22 protein-coding genes are annotated in these 24576 nt (G+C 60.0%); 12 read left to right on the plus strand and 10 right to left on the minus strand.

Going from position 1 to position 24576, the window contains the following annotated elements; translation table 11 throughout:
- Positions 1 to 480: 480 nt before the first annotated feature.
- The 4 genes from dnaA to gyrB are packed head-to-tail and all read left to right on the plus strand — an operon-like array spanning position 481 to position 6688.
- Complete coding sequence (gene dnaA, locus CAF74_RS24135; RefSeq protein WP_011331732.1) at positions 481 to 2004, plus strand: chromosomal replication initiator protein DnaA; 1524 nt, start codon at positions 481 to 483, stop codon at positions 2002 to 2004.
- A 39-nt stretch (positions 2005 to 2043) separates the two neighbouring features.
- On the plus strand, positions 2044 to 3147 hold the full coding sequence (gene dnaN / locus CAF74_RS24140) for a DNA polymerase III subunit beta (protein WP_007954131.1): 1104 nt from the start codon (positions 2044 to 2046) through the stop codon (positions 3145 to 3147).
- Between the two features lie 14 nt (positions 3148 to 3161).
- The gene (gene recF / locus CAF74_RS24145) at positions 3162 to 4265 is read left to right on the plus strand and encodes a DNA replication/repair protein RecF (RefSeq protein WP_003220208.1); all 1104 of its coding nucleotides are present in this window, start codon (positions 3162 to 3164) and stop codon (positions 4263 to 4265) included.
- Between the two features lie 5 nt (positions 4266 to 4270).
- The gene (gene gyrB / locus CAF74_RS24150) at positions 4271 to 6688 is read left to right on the plus strand and encodes a DNA topoisomerase (ATP-hydrolyzing) subunit B (protein ID WP_011331734.1); all 2418 of its coding nucleotides are present in this window, start codon (positions 4271 to 4273) and stop codon (positions 6686 to 6688) included.
- Between the two features lie 62 nt (positions 6689 to 6750).
- On the opposite strand, the gene CAF74_RS24155 is transcribed toward gyrB, so the two are convergent.
- The gene (locus tag CAF74_RS24155) at positions 6751 to 7467 is read right to left on the minus strand and encodes a response regulator transcription factor (protein WP_085748006.1); all 717 of its coding nucleotides are present in this window, start codon (positions 7465 to 7467) and stop codon (positions 6751 to 6753) included.
- A gap of 163 nt (positions 7468 to 7630) precedes the next feature.
- On the opposite strand from CAF74_RS24155, the gene CAF74_RS24160 reads away from it, so the two are divergent.
- On the plus strand, positions 7631 to 9172 hold the full coding sequence (locus tag CAF74_RS24160; RefSeq protein ID WP_085748007.1) for a HAMP domain-containing sensor histidine kinase: 1542 nt from the start codon (positions 7631 to 7633) through the stop codon (positions 9170 to 9172).
- Positions 9173 to 9329: 157 nt separating this feature from the next.
- Here CAF74_RS24160 and CAF74_RS24165 read toward each other — a convergent pair whose 3' ends face one another.
- From CAF74_RS24165 to glyQ, 4 genes are all read right to left on the minus strand, one after another.
- Complete coding sequence (locus CAF74_RS24165; RefSeq protein ID WP_085748008.1) at positions 9330 to 10109, minus strand: 1-acyl-sn-glycerol-3-phosphate acyltransferase; 780 nt, start codon at positions 10107 to 10109, stop codon at positions 9330 to 9332.
- Between the two features lie 82 nt (positions 10110 to 10191).
- Entirely contained in the window at positions 10192 to 10731 is a 540-nt protein-coding gene (gmhB, locus tag CAF74_RS24170) for a D-glycero-beta-D-manno-heptose 1,7-bisphosphate 7-phosphatase (RefSeq protein WP_176240507.1), read from the minus strand.
- Positions 10732 to 10735: 4 nt separating this feature from the next.
- Positions 10736 to 12790 carry a glycine--tRNA ligase subunit beta gene (gene glyS / locus CAF74_RS24175; RefSeq protein ID WP_085748010.1) on the minus strand — a complete coding sequence of 685 codons (2055 nt, stop codon included), beginning with the start codon at positions 12788 to 12790 and terminating at the stop codon, positions 10736 to 10738.
- Positions 12787 to 13740 (minus strand): glycine--tRNA ligase subunit alpha, encoded by a 954-nt coding sequence (glyQ, locus tag CAF74_RS24180; protein ID WP_003187265.1) that lies wholly within the window; start codon positions 13738 to 13740, stop codon positions 12787 to 12789. Before glyQ ends, glyS begins: the two co-directional genes overlap by 4 nt.
- 81 nt (positions 13741 to 13821) lie before the next feature.
- Here glyQ and tag point away from each other — a divergent pair, with 81 nt between their 5' ends.
- Together tag and CAF74_RS24190 are read left to right on the plus strand one after the other, a co-directional pair.
- On the plus strand, positions 13822 to 14379 hold the full coding sequence (gene tag / locus CAF74_RS24185; RefSeq protein ID WP_085748011.1) for a DNA-3-methyladenine glycosylase I: 558 nt from the start codon (positions 13822 to 13824) through the stop codon (positions 14377 to 14379).
- 40 nt (positions 14380 to 14419) lie between these two features.
- Positions 14420 to 15307, plus strand: a complete 888-nt coding sequence (locus tag CAF74_RS24190; protein WP_085748012.1) for a lysophospholipid acyltransferase — start codon at positions 14420 to 14422, stop codon at positions 15305 to 15307.
- A 51-nt stretch (positions 15308 to 15358) separates the two neighbouring features.
- Here the strand turns inward: CAF74_RS24190 and CAF74_RS24195 are convergent, their stop codons facing one another.
- The 5 genes from CAF74_RS24195 to def are packed head-to-tail and all read right to left on the minus strand — an operon-like array spanning position 15359 to position 19922.
- Positions 15359 to 15673: a tetratricopeptide repeat protein gene (locus tag CAF74_RS24195; protein WP_085748013.1), complete on the minus strand. Its 315-nt coding sequence runs from the start codon at positions 15671 to 15673 to the stop codon at positions 15359 to 15361.
- A gap of 20 nt (positions 15674 to 15693) precedes the next feature.
- On the minus strand, positions 15694 to 17070 hold the full coding sequence (trkA, locus tag CAF74_RS24200; RefSeq protein WP_085606334.1) for a Trk system potassium transporter TrkA: 1377 nt from the start codon (positions 17068 to 17070) through the stop codon (positions 15694 to 15696).
- Between the two features lie 22 nt (positions 17071 to 17092).
- A complete protein-coding gene (rsmB, locus tag CAF74_RS24205) occupies positions 17093 to 18403 on the minus strand; it encodes a 16S rRNA (cytosine(967)-C(5))-methyltransferase RsmB (protein ID WP_085748014.1) in 1311 nt (436 codons plus the stop codon).
- On the minus strand, positions 18400 to 19359 hold the full coding sequence (fmt, locus tag CAF74_RS24210) for a methionyl-tRNA formyltransferase (RefSeq protein WP_085748015.1): 960 nt from the start codon (positions 19357 to 19359) through the stop codon (positions 18400 to 18402). The genes rsmB and fmt overlap by 4 nt, the downstream gene beginning before the upstream one ends.
- 56 nt (positions 19360 to 19415) lie before the next feature.
- Positions 19416 to 19922, minus strand: coding sequence for a peptide deformylase (def, locus tag CAF74_RS24215; RefSeq protein WP_064116564.1), 507 nt, complete (start codon positions 19920 to 19922; stop codon positions 19416 to 19418).
- A gap of 169 nt (positions 19923 to 20091) precedes the next feature.
- On the opposite strand from def, the gene CAF74_RS24220 reads away from it, so the two are divergent.
- The 5 genes from CAF74_RS24220 to CAF74_RS24240 all read left to right on the plus strand — a co-directional run bounded on the left by CAF74_RS24220 (position 20092) and on the right by CAF74_RS24240 (position 24564).
- Positions 20092 to 21117, plus strand: coding sequence for a LysM peptidoglycan-binding domain-containing protein (locus tag CAF74_RS24220; RefSeq protein ID WP_085748016.1), 1026 nt, complete (start codon positions 20092 to 20094; stop codon positions 21115 to 21117).
- Positions 21118 to 21196: 79 nt separating this feature from the next.
- Positions 21197 to 22297: a DNA-processing protein DprA gene (gene dprA, locus CAF74_RS24225; protein ID WP_085748017.1), complete on the plus strand. Its 1101-nt coding sequence runs from the start codon at positions 21197 to 21199 to the stop codon at positions 22295 to 22297.
- A 54-nt stretch (positions 22298 to 22351) separates the two neighbouring features.
- The gene (locus CAF74_RS24230) at positions 22352 to 22909 is read left to right on the plus strand and encodes an L-threonylcarbamoyladenylate synthase (RefSeq protein ID WP_007954101.1); all 558 of its coding nucleotides are present in this window, start codon (positions 22352 to 22354) and stop codon (positions 22907 to 22909) included.
- A 271-nt stretch (positions 22910 to 23180) separates the two neighbouring features.
- Positions 23181 to 23852 carry a hypothetical protein gene (locus CAF74_RS24235; protein WP_085748018.1) on the plus strand — a complete coding sequence of 224 codons (672 nt, stop codon included), beginning with the start codon at positions 23181 to 23183 and terminating at the stop codon, positions 23850 to 23852.
- Complete coding sequence (locus CAF74_RS24240; protein WP_085748019.1) at positions 23830 to 24564, plus strand: iron-containing redox enzyme family protein; 735 nt, start codon at positions 23830 to 23832, stop codon at positions 24562 to 24564. The genes CAF74_RS24235 and CAF74_RS24240 overlap by 23 nt, the downstream gene beginning before the upstream one ends.
- Positions 24565 to 24576: the final 12 nt, after the last annotated feature.

A 24576-nucleotide genomic window follows, 5' to 3' on the forward strand; every position in this document is an offset into this window, starting at 1 on the left:
ATTTCCAACCAACGTTTCCTTATAAATAGATCTTCGGAGCCGCCAGGACCTGTTTACCCGGTTTGCCAAAGATAAAAATAAAGAAGGGAATTATTTAAAGCTTTTCTGTAAAGCTTGTAAAAGCTAGGTACACAGTTATCTGTGGATAACTGGCTCAAGGCCTTGTTTCAAGCGATGTACAGAGAATGACAACTACAGTGGAAAACCGTGTTCAGCCTGTGCTGCGCTGTCGGATAACCTGTGTGTGGAATAGGTGTTTATCCACAGGCTGGTTATCCACCGACTTTCGCCCCCAGTTGTCCAGTGTGCTCAGATAGGGTTATCCACAGAGCTTATGCACACACCGTCGGTCGCCTTTTTCGCGTTTAACGCATTGATAAATCATGTCCACCGGGCAACCTGCATGTGGATAAGTGGACGACTGGCCGCTACAATGGCCGCTTGTTTTTGCCTCACCGGCTTTCAACTTAGGGGATATCCGTGTCAGTGGAACTTTGGCAGCAGTGCGTGGAGCTTTTGCGCGAAGAGCTGCCTGCCCAACAATTCAACACCTGGATCCGTCCACTACAGGTCGAAGCCGAAGGCGACGAGTTGCGCGTCTACGCACCGAACCGTTTTGTTCTGGACTGGGTCAACGAAAAGTACCTGGGGCGCGTCCTTGAACTGCTGGATGAGCATGGCAACGGTCTCGCACCGTCGCTCTCCTTATTAATAGGCAGCAAGCGCAGTTCGGCTCCTCGTGCCGCACCGAACGCACCGTTGGCTGCTGCGCAAGTGTCCCAGGCTCAGGCCAATGCCGCGCCGGCCAGTGCGCCAGCACCAGCTCCGACGCCTGCGCCGACCAAGCGCACAACGCAGAAAACAGAAGAGATCAGTGAAGAGCCGTCCCGCGACAGCTTCGATCCGATGGCTGGTGCCGCTTCGCAACAGGCCCCGGTTCGCGCAGAACAGCGCACCGTGCAGGTCGAAGGCGCGCTCAAGCACACCAGCTACCTGAACCGCACCTTTACCTTCGAAAACTTTGTCGAAGGTAAATCCAACCAGCTCGCCCGTGCGGCGGCCTGGCAGGTGGCAGACAACCCGAAGCACGGCTACAACCCGCTCTTCCTTTATGGCGGCGTAGGTCTGGGTAAGACGCACTTGATGCACGCGGTGGGTAACCATCTCTTAAAGAAGAACCCGAATGCCAAGGTCGTGTACCTGCATTCCGAGCGTTTCGTTGCCGACATGGTCAAGGCACTGCAACTGAACGCGATCAACGAGTTCAAGCGTTTCTACCGTTCGGTGGACGCCCTGCTGATTGACGACATTCAGTTCTTCGCCCGCAAGGAACGTTCCCAGGAAGAGTTTTTCCACACCTTCAACGCCCTGCTTGAAGGTGGTCAGCAGGTCATTCTCACCAGTGACCGCTACCCGAAAGAAATCGAAGGCCTTGAAGAGCGCCTTAAATCCCGCTTTGGCTGGGGCCTGACGGTTGCCGTCGAGCCGCCGGAGCTGGAAACCCGCGTCGCCATCTTGATGAAGAAGGCCGACCAGGCCAAAGTCGAGTTGCCACACGATGCGGCGTTCTTCATTGCCCAGCGCATTCGCTCCAACGTCCGTGAACTGGAAGGCGCGCTGAAACGCGTGATCGCCCACTCGCACTTCATGGGCCGCGACATCACCATCGAGTTGATTCGCGAATCCCTGAAAGACCTGTTGGCGTTGCAGGACAAACTGGTCTCTGTGGATAACATTCAGCGCACCGTCGCCGAGTACTACAAGATCAAGATCTCCGACCTGCTGTCCAAACGCCGTTCGCGTTCGGTCGCTCGTCCGCGTCAGGTGGCCATGGCATTGTCCAAGGAACTGACCAACCACAGCCTGCCGGAAATCGGCGATGTGTTTGGCGGCCGGGATCACACGACCGTGTTGCACGCCTGCCGCAAGATCAACGAACTTAAGGAATCCGACGCGGACATCCGCGAGGACTACAAGAACCTGCTGCGTACACTGACCACTTGATGAACACCAGCGCAGCTTATTAAGGCAAGGGACTAGACCATGCATTTCACCATTCAACGCGAAGCCCTGTTGAAACCCCTGCAACTGGTCGCAGGCGTCGTCGAGCGCCGACAGACCTTGCCGGTACTGTCCAACGTGCTGCTGGTTGTCGATGGCCAGCAACTGTCGCTGACCGGTACCGACCTGGAAGTCGAGCTGGTCGGTCGCGTGCAACTCGAGGAGCCGGCTGAAACAGGTTCCATCACCGTGCCGGCGCGCAAGCTGATGGACATCTGCAAGAGCCTGCCGAACGATGCGCTGATCGATATCAAGGTCGACGAGCAGAAGCTGGTGGTGAAAGCCGGCCGTAGCCGTTTCACCCTGTCGACCCTGCCGGCCAATGACTTCCCGACTGTGGAAGAAGGCCCGGGTTCGCTGACCACCAGCCTGGAACAGAGCAAGCTGCGTCGTCTGATCGAACGCACCAGTTTCGCCATGGCCCAGCAGGACGTGCGTTACTACCTCAATGGTATGTTGCTGGAAGTGTCGACCGGTGTGATCCGTGCCGTGGCTACCGACGGTCACCGTCTGGCCATGTGCTCGATGCAGGCCGACATCGGTCAGCAGGAACGCCATCAGGTGATCGTGCCGCGTAAAGGCATTCTCGAACTGGCACGTCTGCTCACCGAGCCGGACGGTAACGTCAGCATCGTCCTGGGCCAGCACCACATCCGTGCGACCACCGGCGAATTCACCTTCACCTCGAAACTGGTCGACGGCAAGTTCCCGGACTACGAGCGCGTTTTGCCGAAGGGCGGCGACAAGCTGGTACTAGGTGATCGTCAGGCGTTGCGCGAAGCGTTCAGCCGTACCGCGATTCTGTCCAACGAGAAGTACCGCGGTATCCGTCTGCAACTGGCCAGCGGTCAGTTGAAGATCCAGGCCAACAACCCGGAGCAGGAAGAAGCGGAAGAAGAAGTAGGCGTGGAATACAACGGCGGCTCCCTGGAAATCGGCTTCAACGTCAGCTATCTGCTCGACGTGCTGGGCGTGATGACTACCGAGCAGGTTCGTCTGATTCTGTCCGACTCCAACAGCAGTGCGCTGGTGCAAGAGTCCGACAACGACGATTCGGCTTACGTTGTCATGCCGATGCGTCTGTAATCAGCTGACTCTGGATGTCTTTAAGTCGCGTCTCGGTCACCGCGGTGCGCAATCTGCACCCGGTGACCTTCTCCCCCTCCCCCCGAATCAACATTCTTTACGGCGCCAACGGCAGCGGCAAAACCAGTGTTCTGGAAGCCATTCACCTGCTGGGGCTTGCCCGTTCGTTTCGTAGCACGCGACTGTTGCCGGTCATCCAATATGAGCAACTCGCTTGCACCGTATTCGGTCAGGTCGAACTCGCCGAGGGTGGCCACAGCGCATTGGGGATATCCCGCGACCGTCAGGGCGAGTTCCAGATTCGCATCGATGGTCAGAATGCTCGTAGCGCTGCACAACTGGCGGAAATCCTGCCGCTGCAGTTGATCAACCCCGACAGCTTTCGCCTGCTGGAAGGCGCGCCGAAGATTCGCCGGCAGTTCCTCGACTGGGGTGTGTTCCACGTCGAGCCGCGGTTCATGGCCACCTGGCAGCGTTTGCAGAAGGCCTTGCGCCAGAGAAACTCCTGGCTGCGGCATGGTACACTTGACGCCGTTTCGCAAGCGGTTTGGGACAGGGAACTGTGCCAGGCCAGCGCTGAAATCGATGAATACCGCCGCGCTTACATCAAAGCCTTGAAACCAGTCTTTGAACAAACCTTGAGCGAACTGGTTGAGCTCGAAGGTTTGACGCTCAGCTATTACCGAGGCTGGGACAAGGACCGGGAATTGAGCGCTGTACTCGCCGGATCCGTGCAACGGGACCAGCAAATGGGTCATACCCAGGCCGGGCCACAACGGGCTGACTTGCGTCTTAGATTGGGCGCGCACAATGCCGCGGACATCTTGTCCCGGGGTCAGCAGAAGTTGGTGGTCTGTGCATTGCGGATTGCCCAGGGGCATCTGGTGAGCCAGGCCCGACGCGGCCAGTGTATTTATCTGGTGGATGACTTGCCGTCCGAACTGGACGAGAGCCACCGTCGCGCGCTGTGCCGCTTGCTGGAAGACTTACGCTGCCAGGTCTTTATCACCTGTGTAGATCACGAATTATTGAGGGAAGGCTGGCAGACGGAAACGCCAGTCGCTCTGTTCCACGTGGAACAGGGCCGTATCACCCAGACCCACGACCATCGGGAGTGAAGGCATTGAGCGAAGAAAATACGTACGACTCATCGAGCATTAAAGTGCTGAAAGGCCTGGATGCCGTGCGCAAACGTCCCGGTATGTACATTGGTGACACCGACGATGGCAGCGGTCTGCACCACATGGTGTTCGAGGTGGTCGACAACTCGATCGACGAAGCCCTCGCCGGCCACTGCGACGACATCAGCATCATCATCCACCCGGATGAGTCCATCACCGTTAAAGACAACGGCCGTGGCATCCCGGTAGACGTGCACAAGGAGGAAGGCGTTTCCGCCGCCGAGGTCATCATGACCGTCCTCCACGCTGGCGGTAAGTTCGACGATAACTCCTACAAGGTATCCGGCGGTCTGCACGGCGTAGGTGTTTCGGTAGTGAACGCGCTGTCCGAAGAGCTGGTACTGACCGTTCGCCGCAGCGGCAAGATCTGGGAACAGACCTACGTTCACGGCGTGCCTCAGGCACCGATGGCGATCGTTGGCGACAGCGAAACCACCGGTACCCAGATTCACTTCAAGGCTTCCAGCGAAACCTTCAAGAACATTCACTTCAGCTGGGACATCCTGGCCAAGCGCATTCGTGAACTGTCCTTCCTCAACTCCGGTGTCGGCATCGTCCTCAAGGATGAGCGCAGCGGAAAGGAAGAGCTGTTCAAGTACGAAGGCGGCCTGCGTGCGTTCGTTGAATACCTGAACACCAACAAGACTGCGGTCAACCAGGTGTTCCACTTCAACATCCAGCGTGAAGACGGCATCGGCGTGGAAATCGCCCTGCAGTGGAACGACAGTTTCAACGAGAACCTGTTGTGCTTCACCAACAACATTCCGCAGCGCGACGGCGGCACCCACCTGGTGGGCTTCCGTTCCGCACTGACGCGTAACCTGAACAACTACATCGAGCAGGAAGGTCTGGCGAAGAAGCACAAAGTCGCCACCACCGGTGACGATGCCCGTGAAGGCCTGACCGCGATCATCTCGGTGAAGGTGCCGGATCCGAAGTTCAGTTCCCAGACCAAAGACAAGCTGGTGTCTTCCGAAGTGAAGACCGCAGTCGAACAGGAAATGGGCAAGTACTTCTCCGACTTCCTGCTGGAAAACCCGAACGAAGCCAAACTGGTTGTCGGCAAGATGATCGACGCCGCCCGTGCCCGTGAAGCGGCGCGCAAGGCCCGTGAGATGACCCGCCGCAAAGGCGCGCTGGACATCGCCGGCCTGCCGGGCAAGCTCGCTGACTGCCAGGAAAAAGACCCGGCGCTGTCCGAACTGTACCTCGTGGAAGGTGACTCCGCGGGCGGCTCTGCCAAGCAGGGTCGTAACCGCAAGACCCAGGCCATCCTGCCGCTGAAGGGCAAGATCCTCAACGTCGAGAAAGCCCGTTTCGACAAGATGATCTCGTCCCAGGAAGTGGGCACCCTGATCACCGCACTGGGCTGCGGTATCGGTCGCGAAGAGTACAACATCGACAAGTTGCGCTATCACAACATCATCATCATGACCGATGCTGACGTCGACGGTTCGCACATCCGTACCCTGCTGCTGACCTTCTTCTTCCGTCAGCTGCCTGAGCTGATCGAGCGCGGCTACATCTACATCGCCCAGCCGCCGCTGTACAAGGTCAAGAAAGGCAAGCAAGAGCAATACATCAAAGACGACGACGCCATGGAAGAGTACATGACGCAGTCGGCCCTGGAAGATGCGAGCCTGCACCTGAACGAAGACGCCCCAGGCATTTCCGGCGAAGCGCTGGAACGACTGGTGAACGACTTCCGCATGGTGATGAAGACCCTCAAGCGTCTGTCGCGCCTTTACCCGCAGGAGCTGACCGAGCACTTCATCTACCTGCCGGCCGTGAGCCTGGAAATGCTCGGCGACCACGCCAAGATGCAAGACTGGCTGGCCCAGTACGAAGTCCGTCTGCGCACCGTCGAGAAGTCGGGCCTGGTCTACAAGGCCAGCCTGCGTGAAGACCGTGAACGTGGCGTGTGGCTGCCAGAGGTCGAACTGATCTCCCACGGCCTGTCGAACTACGTCACCTTCAACCGCGACTTCTTCGGCAGCAACGATTACAAGACCGTCGTCACCCTCGGTGCTCAACTGAGCACCCTGCTCGACGAAGGCGCGTACATCCAGCGTGGCGAGCGCAAGAAAGCGGTCACCGAGTTCAAGGAAGCCCTGGACTGGCTGATGGCCGAAAGTACCAAGCGCCACACCATTCAGCGATACAAAGGTCTGGGCGAAATGAACCCGGATCAGCTGTGGGAAACCACCATGGACCCAAGCGTGCGCCGCATGCTGAAAGTCACTATCGAAGACGCCATTGGCGCAGACCAGATCTTCAACACCCTGATGGGTGATGCGGTCGAACCTCGCCGTGACTTCATCGAGAGCAACGCTCTGGCGGTTTCCAACCTGGATTTCTGATCCCGGTCGGCGCTAACGAAAAGGCCAACGCACAAGCGTTGGCCTTTTTTATTGCCTGCGATTCACTCCCCTGCCGCCACACTCTCCAACCGATACCCATACCCATAAATCGTCAGCAACTGCCAACCCCGATCCGCCGTCAGCCCGAGCTTGTTGCGCAGGCGATAGATATGGGTGTCCAGCGGTCGCGATGTGGACATCTCTTCGTGGGGCCAGAATCGTTCGTACAGGTAATCCCGTGAAAGCGGTCGGCCAAGATTGCTGAACAGGCAGTGAGCGAGTCGATACTCGCGCTCGGTCATGACGATCGGTTTCCCGTCGCGGGTGACGGTCAGCTCGGCGTCGTCGAACACCAGGTCATTGAAACGCAGGATTTCGGCCGGGGCGTTACGTTGCAGGCTGTGCCGACGCAGTACCGCTGCAACCCGGGCTTTCAATTCATTGGGCCGAAACGGCTTGCTGACGTAATCGTCGGCCCCGGCATTCAGGGCCTGGACGATGTCGCTTTCACCATCGCGGCTGGTCAGCATGATGGCCGCTGGCGGGGCTTCCATGTGTTCGCGGGTCCAGCGCAGCAGCGCCATGCCGGTGAGGTCGGGCAATTGCCAGTCGAGGATCAGCAGGTCGAAGGTTTCCCGGCGCAATTGTCGCAGCAGGTCTTCACCGCTTTCGAAGCTGTGCAGTGACCAGGGCTGTCCTCCGGCCTCGGCCATTTGTTGCAGGGTCTGCTCGACCCGGCGCAGTTCGGCGGGTTCATCGTCCAGTATCGCAACGCGCATACGCGGTGGTTCCTTGTCGCTCGGGTGGGTGCCGACCGGATCGGCTCACTCCATGCAGTGAAAGTAAGCGGCACGCCATAGGGCGAGTCGCTATGATTCTTCGGGTCTACGTCCTCAGACCGGCCGCCTATGAAACCATTCAACCCGCCCTGCCCTGTTTCCCATGAATAACCAGCGCCGACATGAAAGCCGCGTACCCAGCCAGGTTCAGCGCTTGTTCCGGCAACTGGTGCGCGAGTGGGTGTGGATAAGTCTAGTGCTGTTGCCGCTGACTGCACTGCTTTCCTGGCGTGCGCAGATCAATTTGCATGATCCGGCGCCGTTGATGGGCGCGGGACTTTCAGTTGCCTTGGTCGCGTGCGTACTTGGGTTGCTGCTGTGGCGCCCGCGTCTGGCACTCTGGCTGACATTGGGCGGGATGGCCTGTGTGCTGCTGACCAGTGCAGGCCTGGCTGAAATGCGGCGTTGGTGGTCACCCACGCCTGCGGTGCTGGGCATGTTGTTCGGTTATCTGATCTGGAACTGGCGACGCCTGAGTGTGGTACTGACCTACTTCGGCTGGGAGCTGGCGCGGCTGGACAGCGAACCGAAAGTCTTTCCCGAGCGGCGCCGGGCGCAGTTTCCAAGCGCCGACCGCTTGCAGGGGCAGATCATGGCGCTTGAGCAAGCCATGAGCCGCACCCGCGATACCCGCCGATTCATTGCCGACGGGCTGGAGTATCTGCCGGTCGCAACGCTGATCAGCGATCCATGGGGACAAGTCTTGTTGGGCAACCGCAAGGCCCGGAGCCTGTTCGATCACAATCTGGTGGGCGAGGATGTGCTCGATCAACTCGCGAGCCTGGGCTATCCGGAGTTGTCCACAGAGTCGCGTCCGCCGCTATCCGAGCTTCCTCTGCTGGAATTTCGTGACCACAAGGAGCGTAGCCTGCGTCTGGAGCGCGCCGCTTTATTGCCGGTCGATGGCGACTTGCCGATCGGCTGGCTCCTGAGCCTCACTGACCTGAGCGCCGAACGCGCCGCCGAGGAACAGCGCGGTGTATTGCTGCGCTTTCTGTCCCATGACCTGCGTGCCCCTCATTCGGCGATTCTTGCCCTGCTCGAGGTACACCGGCATCAGACGGGAACGGATTCGCCGCTGTTCGAACAGATTGAGCGCCAGGTACGCCGGGCGCTGGAGCTCACCGACGGCTTCGTTCTGCTGGCACGGGCCGAATCCGAGACGTATCAGTTTCAACCGAGCCTGTTCGGGATGCTGGTCATGGACGTGCTGGATCAGGCCTTGCCCATCGCCCAGCAAAAACGCATTGAGCTTTTGAGCGACATGGACGAACAATCACACGAGCGCCTGATCCTGGCCGATCAGGGCTTGCTGACCCGCGCACTGTTCAACCTGCTGGAAAATGCAATCAAGTACAGCCCGGCCGGATCAACCGTCGATCTGCGTGTCAGTTGCCACGACGACTGGCTGCGTTGTGAACTGACCGATCAAGGCAAAGGCATCGCTGCAGAGGAGCTGCCCGACCTGTTCAGCCAGTACCGGCGCTTTTCTTCTGCACAGGGCATCGACGGCGTGGGCCTGGGGTTGTCGATGGTCAAAGCCGTGGTCGATCACCATGGCGGTCGGATCGAGTGCCTGAGCGTGGTCGATCAAGGCACGACGTTCCGCCTGGAGCTGCCGCTGATCGCCGAAGAGCAGGCATAAAAAAACCGGCTATATCAGCCGGTTTCCTTACTTCCGAAAAAAACTTATGCACCTTTTACGGTGTTTTATCAGCTTCGGAAATATATAAGTAAATCAGTAACTTAATCAGATAATTAGGGACTTTGCGAACAAACCGTACACAGGTTATCCACAAATCTCAGACAGCGATCTGATCGTTCGCAGCCGGTGCCTCAGGGGCCGGAGGCAGCGAGCCCATTTCCCGTTGGGTCTTCTCGTTCCACGCCTGCACCCGATCATTCAGATCGGCGATGGAGCGGGGGCCACTGCCCTCGGCGTACATCGGCTCACCAATCACCACAGTGATCACGCCCGGCTTTTTACCCCAACCGATTTTCGGCCAGAACTTGCCGGCATTGTGCGCAATCGGCAGTACCGGAAGCGCAGCATTCACTGCCAATGCACTGCCACTGCGGGAGAACTTGCCGATGGTGCCATGAGGAACGCGAGTGCCTTCAGGGAAGATCAGCACCCAGACATTGTCCTTGAGCAGCTCGTCACCTTTCGCAGCGACTTGCTTGAGGGCGGCTTTCGGGTTGTCGCGGTCAATCGCGATCGGCCGCAGCATGGCCATCGCCCAGCCGAAGAACGGCACATACAGCAATTCGCGCTTGAGCACCTGGCTCAAGGGCGAGAAATAAGCGGAGAGAAAGAACGTCTCCCAGGTGCTCTGGTGGTTCGATTGAATCACGCAGGGCCGGTCAGGCACGTTTTCCGCGCCTTTGATTTCGTAACGGATACCGAGGAACACCTTGGTCAACCACAAGGCGCAACGACACCAGTACACGTTGATGAAGCGATAGCGCGCCTTGAACGGCAGAAAGGGCGCGATAAAAAAGCTCAGGCTGCACCACAGCAGAGCGGTGGTGCCCAGCAGCAGGTAAAAGAGGAAGATTCTGATGGCCTGCAGTATCGACATGGCGACGTTTACCGTTACGGGCAATGCCCGACTGTTCAAGCGCACTCCCGATCAATCCCTGGTCAGGAACTTCAGAAGCACTCTAGTTGTGGATAAGTTCTGCGGCAATCGCCGCGAGATCGTCAAAAATCAGGGTGCCCACCGGCAAGGTCTTGGCCTGAGTCTTTTCGCCTTTCCCGGTCTTTACCAAAACGGGCTGTGAATCGACGGCGTTGGCGGCCTCCAGGTCACCAAGGCTGTCGCCGACGAACCAGACATTCGTCAGCGCGACGTTGTAATGCTGCGCGATGGTTTTCAACATCCCCGGTTTTGGCTTGCGGCAGTCGCAACCCTCGTCCGGCCCATGCGGGCAGTACACGATCAACCCGACTTCACCGCCCTGCTCCGCCACCAGTTCGCGCAGACGCGCGTGCATGGCATCGAGGGTGGCGAGGTCGTAGTAGCCGCGAGCAATGCCCGACTGGTTGGTGGCGACCGCCACCGTCCAGCCGGCCTTGCTCAACTGCGCAATCGCTTCGATCGAGCCGGGCAGCGGAATCCACTCCTCCACCGACTTGATGTAAGCGTCGGAGTCGTAATTGATCACTCCGTCCCGATCGAGAATCAGCAGTTTCAACAGCAATCCCTCAACCCAGCAGCGAAATGTCGGCAACGCCCAGGAACAGGCCACGCAGACGCGCCAGCAGCGCGTAGCGGTTGGCCCGCACATTGGCGTCGTCGGCATTGACCATCACCGCGTCGAAGAACGCGTCCACCGGCTCGCGCAGAGCGGCCAGGCGTGCCAGCGATTCGTTGTACTGACGCGCCGCAGCCATTGGCTGTACAGCCTGGTCCGCTTGCTGGATCGCCGAGTACAGGGAGAACTCGTTGGCGTTGTCGAAGTACTTGGCCTGGACTTCGGTCGGCACCGAGCCTTCCACCTTGCTCAGCAGGTTCGACACACGCTTGTTCACCGCCGCCAGCGCTGCCGCTTCCGGCAGTTTGCGGAAGGCCTGAACCGCTTGCACACGCTGGTCGAAGTCCAGCGCCGAACCCGGCTTCAGGGCACGTACCGACAGGTACGTCGCGACATCCACGCCTTCGTCTTCGTAACGCGCACGCAGACGGTCGAAGATGAACTCCAGCACCGCGTCGTTCAGGCCGGCAGCCTTGACCTTGGCACCGAACGCATTCACGGCGAAAGCCACGGCGTCGTTCAGGTCCAGATCCAGTTGTTTCTCGATCAGGATCCGCAGCACGCCCAGTGCCGCACGGCGCAGGGCATACGGGTCTTTGCTGCCGGTCGGCAGCATGCCGATGCCGAAGATGCCGACCAGGGTGTCGAGTTTGTCGGCGATGGCCACGGCCGCACCGGTCAGGGTGGCTGGCAGTTCAGCACCGGCACCGCGCGGCATGTACTGCTCGTTCAGCGCCAGGGCAACGTCTTCCGGCTCGCCGTCATTGAGGGCGTAGTAGTAACCGGCGACACCTTGCATCTCCGGGAATTCGCCGACCATCTCGGTCGCCAGGTCGCACTTGGACAGCAGGCCTGCGCGGGCAGCCCACGAAGCGTTGCCGCCGATGCGAGCGGCGATGTACGCGGCCAGTTTCGATACGCGCTCGGCCTTGTCGTAGACGCTGCCGAGTTTTTCCTGGAACACCACGTTCTGCAGGCGATCGTTGAACGCTTCGAGCTTCTGCTTCTTGTCCTGCTTGAAGAAGAACTCGGCGTCGGTCAGACGTGGGCGAACCACTTTCTCGTTACCGGCGATGATCTGCTGCGGGTCTTTGGATTCGATGTTGGCCACGGTGATAAAACGCGGCAGCAACTTGCCATCGGCATCCAGCAGGCAGAAGTACTTCTGGTTGTCCTGCATGGTGGTGATCAGCGCTTCCTGCGGCACGTCCAGGAAACGTTCCTCGAACGAGCACACCAGCGGCACCGGCCACTCGACCAGCGCAGTCACTTCGTCGAGCAGCGCCGGTGGCACGATCGCGGTGCCTTCCTGACGGGTCGCCAGCTCTTCGGTGCGCTTGCTGATGATTTCGCGACGCTCGTTGGCGTCGGCCAGCACGTAGGCGGCACGCAGGTCTGCCAGATAGCTCGACGGCGAACCGATGCGCACGCTTTCCGGGTGGTGGAAACGGTGGCCACGGGATTCACGACCAGCCTTTTGGGCAAGGATCGTGCAGTCGATGACCTGGTCGCCGAGCAGCATCACCAGCCACTGGGTCGGACGCACGAACTCTTCCTTGCGCGCACCCCAACGCATGCGTTTCGGGATCGGCAGGTCGTTCAGCGAGTCTTCGACGATGGTCGGCAGCAGGCTGGCGGTCGGCTTGCCGGCGATGTTCTGGCTGTAGCGCAGTTTCGGACCGCTCTGGTCGATTTCGCTCAGCTCGACGCCGCACTTCTTGGCGAAGCCCAGTGCCGCTTGAGTCGGGTTGCCTTCGGCATCGAACGCGGCCTGACGCGGCGGGCCGTCGAGGTTGATGCTGCGATCCGGCTGCTGGGTGGCCAGCGCAGTGATCAGCACGGCCAGACGACGCGGCGCGGCGTAGACGGTTTTGGTCTCGTAATTCAGGCCGGCAGCTTGCAGGCCCTTGTCGATACCGGCCAGGAACGCTTCGGCCAGGGTGTTCAGGGCTTTGGGTGGCAGTTCTTCGGTGCCCAGTTCAACCAGAAAATCTTGAGCACTCATTGTGCAGCCTCCAGCTTGGCCAGTACTTCGTCACGCAGGTCCGGGGTTGCCATCGGGAAGCCCAGCTTGGCGCGGGCCAGCAGGTAGGCTTGGGCGACGGAACGCGCCAGGGTGCGAACGCGCAGAATGTATTGCTGACGCGCAGTCACCGAGATCGCCCGGCGCGCATCCAGCAGGTTGAAGGTGTGCGAGGCCTTCAGAACCATTTCGTAGCTTGGCAACGGCAGCGGCTGGTCGAGTTCGATCAGGCGCTTGGCTTCGCTTTCATAGAAATCGAACAGTTCGAACAGCTTGTCGACGTTGGCGTGTTCGAAGTTGTAGGTGGACTGCTCCACTTCGTTCTGGTGGAACACGTCGCCGTAGGTCACTTTGCCGAACGGACCGTCAGCCCAGACCAGGTCGTAGACCGAGTCCACGCCCTGCAGGTACATGGCCAGACGCTCCAGACCGTAGGTGATCTCGCCGGTCACCGGGTAGCACTCGATGCCGCCCGCCTGCTGGAAGTAAGTGAACTGGGTCACTTCCATACCGTTCAGCCAGACTTCCCAGCCCAGACCCCAGGCGCCGAGGGTCGGCGATTCCCAGTTGTCTTCGACGAAGCGGATGTCGTGGACCAGCGGGTCCAGGCCGACATGCTTGAGGGAGCCCAGGTACAGCTCCTGAAAGTTGTCCGGGTTCGGCTTCAGGACGACCTGGAACTGGTAGTAGTGCTGCAGACGGTTCGGGTTTTCGCCGTAACGGCCGTCAGTCGGACGGCGGCTTGGCTGCACGTAGGCGGCGTTCCAGGTTTCCGGGCCGATGGCGCGCAGGAATGTCGCGGTGTGGAAAGTGCCGGCGCCTACTTCCATATCGTAGGGCTGAAGTACCACACAACCTTGCTCGGCCCAGTATTGCTGGAGCGCGAGGATCAAGTCTTGGAAGGTACGCACGGCTGGCGTAGGCTGGCTCACGAAATTCACCTGTTTCTTGGGCTGCGATTTAAAGAGCGGGAGTATACCCGATTCAGTCGCACCTCCACCCCCTGGAGCCTTATGCCACGCTGCTTTTGGTGCAACGAAGATCCGCTGTACATGGCTTACCACGATCAGGAGTGGGGCACGCCGCTACGCGATGCGCAGGGTTTGTTCGAGTTGCTTTTGCTCGAAGGGTTCCAGGCCGGGCTTTCGTGGATCACCGTACTGCGTAAACGCGAGCGGTATCGCGAGGTGTTGTTCGGCTTCGACGTACAGCGCGTGGCGCAGATGAGCGACGCGGAAATCGATCAATTGATGCTCGATCCGGGGATCATCCGCAACCGCCTCAAGCTCAACGCCGCCCGACGCAACGCCCAGGCCTGGCTGGCGCTGGAGGATCCGGTGGCCTTCCTCTGGTCGTTTGTGGATAACCGCCCGGTGATCAATCATTTCAAGGATCGCAGCGAAGTCCCGGCGATCACCCCGCAGGCCGTGGCCATGAGCAAAGGCCTGAAAAAGGCCGGTTTCACCTTTGTCGGTCCGACCATCTGCTACGCGCTGATGCAGGCCTCGGGCATGGTCATGGATCACACCCAGGACTGCGACCGCTACGCGCAGCTCGTCAACGCCGGTTAGAATGGCCGCCTCGCGCACAGCACAAGATCAGGAGTGACCTGTGGAAAAGTTTAAAGGCGCCATGCTGGTTGGCGCTCTGCGGCTGTTTGCCCTGCTTCCGTGGCGGGCCGTGCAGGCCGTGGGTTCGGCGATCGGCTGGATCATGTGGAAAACCCCCAACCGTTCCCGCGATGTGGTGCGGATCAACCTCGCCAAATGTTTTCCACAGATGGACCCGGCCGAACGCGAGCGTCTGGTCGGCCAGACCCTGAAAGACATCGGCAAGTCTCTGACCGAAAGCGCCTGCGCCTGGATCTGGCCGGCCCAGCGTTCCATCGACCTGGTGCGCGAAGTCGAAGGGCTCGAAGTGCTGAAAGAAGCGCTGGCCTCGGGCAAGGGCGTGGTCGGCATCACCAGCCACCTGGGCAACTGGGAGGTGCTCAACCACTTCTATTGCAGCCAGTGCAAACCGATCATTTTCTACCGGCCGCCGAAGCTCAAGGCTGTGGACGAATTGCTGCGCAAACAACGCGTGCAACTGGGCAACAAGGTCGCTGCGTCGACCAAGGAAGGCATCCTCAGTGTCATCAAGGAAGTGCGCAAGGGTGGTCAGGTGGGGATTCCCGCGGACCCGGAACCGGCCGAATCCGCCGGGATCTTCGTGCCGTTCTTCGCCACCCAGGCCCTGACCAGCAAGTTCGTGCCGAACATGCTGGCCGGTGGCAAAGCGGTTGGGGTGTTCCTGCATGCCCTGCGGTTGCCGGACGGTTCCGGCTATAAGGTGATCCTCGAAGCGGCGCCGGAAGCGATGTACAGCACCGACACTGAGACCTCCTGCGCGGCGATGAGTAAAGTCGTCGAGCGTTATGTGGCGGCTTATCCGAGCCAGTACATGTGGAGCATGAAACGCTTCAAAAAGCGTCCGCCGGGCGAGGCGCGCTGGTACTGATAGACGATGGGCGTTTGTGGATAACCTGACCAAACGGGTTATCCACAGCCGTCACGGCTTCTGCCGTTCGAGCTTCTTCAGAAACACCGTCATTTCCTTCTCGGCCTGCTTGTCGCCATGGGCCCGGGCCGCTTCCAGCCCCTGCTCCCACGCATGACGCGCAGCCGCCATGTCACCCAGCGCCACTTGCGCTTTGCCCAACAATTTCCACGCCGCCGAGTATTTCGGATCGAAGCCGACGCAACGCTGGAAATGCTCGGCCGCTTTCGCATTCTCCCCCAGATCCAGATAACCCTTGCCTAGGCCGAAGCGCAGCAGCGAGTTATCCACACCCTTGGCGAGCATTTTTTCCAGGGATTCGATCATCGGTCTCGCCTCTTGGTCGGTCAGAAGAAACTCAGTCCTACGTGGAACAGCTTCTCCACATCGCGAATATGCTTTTTATCCACAAGGAACAGGATCACATGGTCGCCCGCTGCGATCACCGTATCGTCATGAGCGATGATCACTTCTTCATCGCGGATGATCGCGCCGATGGTGGTTCCTGGCGGCAGCGCGATGTTTTCGATGGCCTTGCCGATGACTTTGCTCGACTTCGAATCGCCATGGGCCACCGCTTCGATGGCCTCTGCCGCGCCCCGACGCAATGAGTGCACGCTGACGATATCGCCGCGCCGCACGTGGGCCAGCAAGGTGCCGATAGTCGCCAGTTGCGGGCTGATGGCGATGTCGATGTCGCCGCCCTGGATCAGGTCGACGTACGCCGGGTTGTTGATGATCGTCATCACCTTCTTCGCGCCCAGACGTTTGGCCAGCAGCGACGACATGATGTTGGCTTCGTCGTCGTTGGTCAGGGCAAGGAAGATGTCCGCGTCGGCAATATTCTCTTCCAGCAGCAGGTCGCGATCCGACGCGCTGCCCTGCAGCACCACGGTGCTGTCGAGTGTGTCGGAGAGATAACGGCAGCGCGCCGGGTTCATCTCGATGATCTTCACCTGGTAGCGGCTTTCGATGGCCTCGGCCAGCCGCTCGCCGATCTGCCCGCCACCGGCGATGACGATGCGCTTGTAGCTTTCGTCTAGACGGCGCATTTCGCTCATCACTGCGCGAATGTTCGCACGGGCGGCGATGAAGAAGACTTCGTCGTCGGCCTCGATCACGGTATCGCCCTGGGGAAGAATCGGTCGGTCACGACGGAAAATCGCGGCGACTCGGGTTTCCACATTTGGCATGTGTTCGCGCAACTGGCGCAGTTGCTGACCCACCAACGGCCCGCCGTAGTAGGCGCGCACCGCGACGAGTTGTGCCTGGCCTTCGGCGAAATCGATCACCTGCAAGGCGCCGGGATGCTGGATCAGACGCTTGATGTAGTTGGTGACGACCTGCTCGGGACTGATCAGCACGTCGACCGGAATCGCCTCGTTCTGGAACAGTTGCTCCTCGCGGGTCAGGTACGACGCTTCGCGCACCCGGGCAATCTTGGTCGGGGTGTGGAACAGGGTGTGAGCGACCTGGCAGGCGACCATGTTGGTCTCGTCGCTGTTGGTCACCGCGACTAGCATGTCGGCGTCGTCGGCACCGGCCTGACGCAGAATGTTCGGCAACGAGCCACGGCCCTGCACGGTACGGATGTCGAGGCGGTCGCCAAGATCGCGCAGACGGTCGCCGTCAGTGTCGACCACCGTGATGTCGTTGGCCTCGCTGGCCAGATGTTCAGCCAGCGAACCGCCGACCTGTCCCGCACCGAGGATGATGATTTTCATCCAGTCACTCCATTGAATCCGTTTAGCCGCGCGCGGCAGCGATCTTGATCAGCTTGGCGTAGTAGAACCCGTCATGCCCGCCCCGCTGGGCCAGCAATTGGCGACCATGGGGCTGCTTGATCCCGGCGGTGGTGGCCAGATCCAGCTCCCGGGCACCCGGTGTGCGCTCAAGGAACGCGGCGATCACTTCGGTGTTCTCGGTCGGCAAGGTCGAGCAGGTGGCGTAAAGCAGGATGCCGCCCACTTCGAGGGTTTTCCACATCGCGTCGAGCAACTCGCCTTGCAGTTGCGCGAGGGCGGCAATGTCGTCGGCCTGACGGGTCAGCTTGATGTCCGGATGGCGGCGGATCACGCCGGTGGCCGAGCACGGCGCGTCGAGCAGGATGCGCTGGAACGGTTTGCCGTCCCACCAGGCTGCCGTGTCGCGACCGTCGGCGGCGATCAGTTCGGCGTTCAGACCGAGGCGCTCGAGGTTTTCCTTCACTCGCACCAGCCGCTTGGCTTCCAGATCCACCGCCACCACGCCGGCCAGTGCCGGTTCGGCTTCGAGGATGTGGCACGTCTTGCCGCCCGGCGCGCAGCAGGCGTCCAGCACTCGCTGGCCCGGCGCGAGGTCAAGCAGGTCGGCGGCCAGTTGCGCGGCCTCGTCCTGCACGCTGATCCAGCCTTCGGCGAAGCCAGGCAGGCTGCGCACGTCGGCAGCGGCCTCCAGCACGATGCCGTCGCGGCTGAAGGTGCACGGCTGCGCGGCGATACCCGCTTCAGTCAGCAGACCAAGGTAGGCGTCACGGCTGTGATGACGGCGGTTGACCCGCAGGATCATCGGCGGATGCGCGTTGTTGGCCTCGCAAATCGCTTCCCATTGCTCAGGCCAGAAGGCCTTCAGGGATTTTTGTAGCCAGCGCGGGTGGGCGGTGCGCACCACCGGATCGCGCTCCAGTTCGGCGAAGATCGCCTCATGTTCGCGCTGGGCATTGCGCAGCACGGCGTTGAGCAAGCCTTTGGCCCACGGCTTTTTCAGCTTGTCGGCGCAACCGACAGTTTCGCCGATCGCGGCGTGCGGCGGGACGCGGGTGTAGAGCAGTTGATAGAGACCGACCAGCAACAAAGCCTCGACATCGGCGTCCGCTGCCTTGAACGGCTTCTGCAGCAGTTTTTCCGCCAGCGCCGACAAGCGTGGCTGCCAACGGGCGGTGCCGAACGCCAGGTCCTGGGTGAAACCGCGATCGCGGTCCTCGACCTTGTCCAGTTGCGTCGGCAGGGAGCTGTTGAGCGAAGCCTTGCCGCTCAGGACAGCAGCGAGTGCCTTGGCGGCGGCCAGACGCGGGTTCATTGCGCGTCCACCGCTGTACCCAGCACGGTGCCGGTGGCGAATTTCTCACGACGGCTGTTGAACAGATCGCTGAAGTTCAGCGCCTTGCCGCCGGGCAATTGCAGGCGGGTCAGACACAGCGCCTGTTCGCCACAGGCGACGAGCAGACCGTCCTTGCTGGCGCCGAGAATCGTGCCCGGTGCGCCTTTGCCTTCGGCCAGGGTCGCCGCCAGCACCTTCAGCGCTTCGCCGTTGAGCGTGCTGTGGGTGATCGGCCATGGATTGAAGGCGCGGACCAGACGCTCCAGCTCAACGGCCGGGCGGCTCCAGTCGATGCGCGCTTCGTCCTTGTTCAGTTTGTGCGCGTAGGTGGCGAGCTCGTCGTTCTGCACTTCGCCTTCCAGGGTGCCAGCGGCCAGACCGGCAATCGCCTGCACCACGGCGGGCGGGCCCATTTCGGCCAGGCGGTCGTGGAGGCTGCCGCCAGTGTCTTCGGCGCTGATCGGGGTCACGACCTTGAGCAGCATCGGTCCGGTATCCAGGCCGGCTTCCATGCGCATCACGGTCACGCCGCTCTCGGCATCGCCCGCTTCCACGGCGCGCTGGATCGGCGCCGCACCGCGCCAGCGTGGCAGCAGCGAGGCGTGACTGTTGATGCAGCCCAGACGCGGAATATCCAGCACCGCTTGCGGCAGGATCAGGCCGTAGGCCACCACCACCATCAAATCCGGTTTCAGCGCAGCGAGCTCGGCCTGAGCGTCAGCGTTGCGCAGGGTCGGCGGCTGCAACACCTGGATATTGTTTTCCAGGGCGAGCTGTTTGACCGGGCTCGGCATCAGTTTTTGCCCACGACCGGCCGGGCGATCCGGTTGGGTGTAGACCGCAACGATCTCGTAAGGGCTGTCCAGCAGGGCCTTGAGGTGTTCGGCGGCGAATTCCGGGGTGCCGGCAAAAACGATGCGCAGTGGCTCAGTCATGGGGGAGTCTCATAAAAAGAAAAAGGCTTGCCGCAGCAAGCCTTTGGAGAGGGGCATCAAGCGTTCTGGCGGTGCTGCTTTTCCAGTTTCTTCTTGATCCGGTCGCGTTTGAGCGTGGACAGGTAATCGACGAACAACTTGCCGTTGAGGTGGTCGCATTCGTGCTGGATGCACACCGCGAGCAGGCCTTCGGCGATCAGTTCGTAAGGCTTGCCGTCGCGGTCCAGAGCCTTGATCTTGACCTTCTGCGGGCGGTCGACGTTTTCGTAGAAACCCGGCACCGAGAGGCAGCCTTCCTGGTATTGCTCCATTTCTTCGGTCAGCGATTCGAACTCGGGGTTGATGAACACCCGCGGTTCTGTGCGGTCTTCGGAAAGGTCCATCACGACGATACGTTTGTGCACGTTGACCTGGGTCGCGGCAAGGCCGATGCCCGGCGCTTCATACATTGTTTCAAACATGTCATCGACCAGCTGACGCACTTCGTCGTCCACTACAGCCACAGGTTTGGCGATAGTGCGCAGACGCGGGTCCGGAAATTCGAGGATGTTCAAAATGGCCATAAGCTTGATTGCTGCACGTGTGAGGTAAAGTCGGGCGATGGCCTGGCGGGTCCGAAGATGCAGGCTACCGTTGTGAAACGTAGCTCCTTGATTTTCAGCATAGAGCAGGGAGCGAGCCACGGGGGCTCTGGCGTTTCACGCGAACGCACATAATAAAGGGATTCACCGCATGAGGAAATCACTACTCGCCCTGCTGTTTCTGGCCTCGGCCGGCGCCGCGCACGGGCAAGTGCAACTCAAGGAAGGTTTTCCACAGCAATACACGGTGGTTTCGGGAGATACGCTCTGGGACATCTCCGGTAAATATTTGCGCGAACCCTGGCAGTGGCCGCAGCTGTGGCGGGCCAATCCGCAGATCGAAAACCCCAACCTGATCTACCCCGGCGACACGCTGACGCTCAGTTACGTCAACGGCCAGCCGCGCCTGACCGTCAATCGCGGTGAGTCGCGCGGCACCATCAAGTTGTCGCCACGCATCCGCACCAGCCCGTTAGCAGAGGCGATTCCGAGCATTCCGCTCAAATCCATCAACAGCTTTCTGCTGAGCAACCGCATCGTCGACAAGGTCGAGGACTTCGACAAGGCGCCGTACATCGTCGCCGGCGATGCCGAACGGGTGCTCAGCGGCACCGGTGACCGGATCTTCGCCCGTGGCCATTTCGATCCTAACCAGCCGGTCTACGGCATCTTCCGCCAGGGCAAGGTCTACACCGATCCGCAGAGCAAGGAGTTTCTGGGGATCAACGCCGACGACATCGGCGGCGGTGAGATCGTCGCCACCGAAGGCGACGTCGCCACCCTCGCCCTGCAACGCACGACCCAGGAAGTGCGCCTGGGCGACCGCTTGTTCAGCGGCGAAGAGCGTTCGATCAACTCGACCTTCATGCCCAGCGCTCCCACCACCGACATCAACGGCCTGATCATCGATGTGCCGCGCGGCGTCACGCAGATCGGTGCGATGGACGTGGTGACCCTGAACAAGGGCAAACGCGACGGCCTGGCCGAGGGCAACGTGCTGGTGGTGATGAAAACCGGGGAAACCGTGCGTGACCGAATCACTGGCCAGCCACTGAAAATTCCCGATGAACGCGCCGGATTGCTGATGGTGTTCCGCACCTACGACAAACTCAGTTACGGCCTCGTGCTGAACGCATCGCGCTCGCTGGCGGTGCTGGACAAGGTGCGAAATCCTTAGCTGGCTTCACAAGTTACCAACAGAGTTATCCACAGCTTGTTCCGAAAGGTTCGGGCCTTATAACGATCAAGGATGATCCATGATGATGCCTGTCTCTCCATCGGTTTCCCCGGCGGAACTGGAAGCGCGCCTGCGCCTGCACCGCTTGCCGGAAATCGGTCCCAAGCGTTTCACCAAACTGTTCGAAGCCTTCGGCTGTGCCTCAAAGGCTATCAGCGCTCCCGCCAGCGCCTGGCGCTCGCTGGGCTTGCCGGCGGCTTGCGCCGAGGCCCGACGCTGCCCTGGAGTTCGTGATGGCGCCAGCCACGCATTGCGCTGGCTAGAGCGTCCGGATCAACATTTGCTGATGTGGGATCACCCGGATTATCCGGCCTTGCTGGCGCAGATTCCCGACCCGCCGCCCTTGCTGTTCGTCGCTGGCGACCCACGGATTCTGGAAAAACCGCAACTGGCGATGGTCGGCAGTCGCCGCGCTTCCCGCCCGGGTATGGACACTGCCGCTGCGTTTTCCCGCAGCCTCGCGGGGGCCGGATTTGTCATCACCAGTGGCTTGGCGCTGGGCATCGATGCCGCCGCGCATCAAGCTGCTGTCGACGTCGGCGGGCAAACGGTTGGCGTGCTCGGTACCGGTCTGGAAAACTTTTATCCACAGCGCAACCGGCGGCTGGCGGACGCGATGATTGCGTCTGGCAGTGCGGTGCTTTCGGAGTTTCCTCTGGACACCGGGCCAACGGCGAGCAACTTCCCCAGGCGCAACCGGATCATCAGCGGTTTGTCCCTTGGCGTGCTGGTTGTCGAGGCCAGCGTTGCGAGCGGTTCGTTGATCACTGCGCGGCTGGCGGCGGAACAGGGTCGCGAGGTTTACGCCATTCCGGGTTCGATTCATCACCCCGGCGCCCGGGGTTGTCATCAGTTGATCCGTGACGGAGCCGTGCTGGTGGAAACTATCGAGCACATTCTCGAAGCGCTGCGCGGCTGGCAGCACCTGCCGGTATCCACAGCTGCAGCGAATCCGGAGAACCCATTGTTGAGCCTGCTGCTCGCGGCGCCGCACACCAGCGAGGGGCTGGCCGACAGCAGTGGCTGGGCGCTGCCCAAAGTGCTGGCGGCGCTGACCGAACTGGAGATGGATGGCCGCGCGGTGTGCGAAAACGGCCGCTGGTTTGCGCGCGTGAGCTAGGTTTTACATTGAAGATCGGTAAACTGCGCGAAACCTGTTTGCGGAGAGTTTTTCATGGTCAACAGTTGGCGTGTGCAACAAGCCGCACGAGAGATTCGCGCCGGGGCGGTGATTGCCTATCCAACCGAAGCCGTCTGGGGGCTGGGGTGCGATCCTTGGAATGAAGAAGCGGTGGATCGCCTGCTGGCGATCAAGAACCGTTCGGTGGACAAGGGCTTGATCCTGGTCGCCGACAATATTCGTCAGTTCGATTTTCTGTTCGAGGATTTCCCCCAGGACTGGATCGACCGCATGGCCAGCACCTGGCCGGGCCCGAACACCTGGCTGGTGCCGCATCAGAACCTGTTGCCGGAGTGGGTGACCGGGGTGCATGACACCGTGGCGCTGCGGGTCAGCGATCATCCGCAGGTGCGGGATCTGTGCTCGCTGGTCGGGCCGTTGATTTCGACGTCGGCCAATCCACAGGGGCGACCGGCGGCGAAGAGTCGCTTGCGGGTCGAGCAATATTTCCGAGGTCAGGTCGATCTGGTGCTCGGCGGAGCGCTTGGCGGTCGCAAGAACCCGAGCCTGATTCGGGATCTGGCCACCGGCAATATCGTGCGCCCGGCCTGATACCACCCTTGGTTGATTTCGTGAGTACTCCTCGGCTTTCACGGCGAGGGGTACTACGCGTGCCTGCGATTTTTCCTTCATTTAGCTGAAGTTATAGCCCCGCGTTTTGTTTGAATTTTTCCTTTCTACGTCAGATGAATCTTTAAGTATTCAATTGTTGTAATTTTTCCGACGTTATTCTCAGAAGCCACACAGTGGCGATTTTTCTAAAACCATTCATTATTTCAATGCGCTCAGAAAACTTCGAAAAGTTAACGGCTGCGGAGAAGAAATGGATATCAGGGATTCGCAATTAACGGATTATCTGCAGGAGATTCAGGCGACCTTTAAAAGGCGTCATGAAAACTATCGCATCGTCATTCTTGAAGCAGGATCAGACACACGAGAGTTTGAACGGTTTGTTTCCCGTCATTTTCGATTGCGATTGCAACACTACATGTTGACACCCAGAGCCAGGTCACTTGAAACACGCCTGGCGATTATTTCGCGCAGTACCCACTTTCTGTTGTATCAGCACGACAGGCCCACGGCCGTATTGAGAGTGACCCCTGCGCCGTTCGAATGGGCCTCACTGGCGCAGCAGCAACTGTCTCCCGCCACGACGCTGTCGCGCCATGTCGAGTTCAGTCGCTTGATCAGTCACTCGCAAACTCAGTTCCCCATGTCGATCAACGGTCTGCTGGCCGCTGCCACGGAATGGGCGGTCACGCGGGGTTATGAGGGCGTTACCGCGCTGTGCCGATCACCGCAGCGGCGACTGTTCCAGCGCTTCGGCCTGACGCCCATCACCACCGACGCCCTTCGCATCGAACAGCGCCAACGCGGCGATTACTGGCTGCTCTCGGCTCAATGGCAGCAAATCCTCACAGCACTTCAACAGTCCGCCCACCTGCTCGCCAACCCATTGGAGACCCCCGTTGATGAATACGCCTCTCAGTTTTGAACAACAATTAAGCCTGCTCGATGAGCGAATCGAAAAATCATGGGCCGATATTCTGGAAAGTTCGCGGCTGGTGAATGCCATCCGCGAAGGCAGCGTTTCAAAAGCCTTGTATGCGATCTACATGATCCAGACTTTTCACTACACGGCGCACAATGCGCGAAATCAAGGACTGGTGGGTGTTAGACATGCGGATAATCCGGTGTATGCCAAGTTCTGCTTTGAACATGCGGCACAGGAAGTCGGTCATGAAAAAATGGCTCTGCATGATGTCATGAGTCTAGGTTTGAAGAATGAAATTTTCGATATTCCGCCAGCACTTCCGGCCACCGATGTGCTGATCGCTTATTTATATTGGATTTCCTTTACCGGTAACCCGTTACAACGGCTTGGTTATAGTTATTGGGCAGAAAATGCCTATCAGTTCATCACTCCGCTCATTAATAGCCTGAGTGAAACGCTGGCGCTCAAACCCGCGCAACTGACTTTCTTCATTGCGCATTCCGACATTGATATCGAGCACTTCAATGAAATCAAACTCATGCTGCAGCGCACCTGCAAGCGTCAGGATGACTGGGATGCGATTAGCACCGTCATGGAAACCAGTCTGCGTCTGACCGGCAACATGCTCGAGGCGGTTTATGAGCAGTTCGAGGCCTGGCAACACGGGCTGGCGCCCCGTTATGACTTCCTCCATGCGCTGGACAACCAATGACAGCCTCACACC

Source organism: Pseudomonas sp. R45(2017) (assembly GCF_002112305.1).
Taxonomy (GTDB): Bacteria; Pseudomonadota; Gammaproteobacteria; order Pseudomonadales; family Pseudomonadaceae; genus Aquipseudomonas; species Aquipseudomonas paraglycinae.